Genomic DNA, 220 nt, shown 5'->3' on the forward strand with positions numbered 1-220 from the left:
CGCTAAAGAGCTTAACTTCCGTGTTCGGTATGGGAACGGGTGTGACCTCTTCGCTATCGCCACCAGACAAGAGATTGCTCTCTCAAAACTAGATAACAGTTTGCTGAGTAAAGCTTACGCTTTTAAAAGTTTGGTTAAGTCCTCGATCGATTAGTATCAGTCAGCTACACATGTCGCCACGCTTCCACCTCTGACCTATCAACCTGATCATCTTTCAGGG

Annotated in this window: 2 rRNA genes; both read right to left on the bottom strand. The window is 45.9% G+C overall.

The annotated features are described in order from the left end of the window. Positions 1 to 67, bottom strand: a 5S ribosomal RNA gene (rrf, locus tag AC0C45_RS30335); the annotation flags it as partial. 63 nt (positions 68 to 130) lie between these two features. Next, a 23S ribosomal RNA gene (locus tag AC0C45_RS30340) occupies positions 131 to 220 on the bottom strand; the annotation flags it as partial.

This window comes from Priestia sp. VA7 (genome assembly GCF_055710015.1).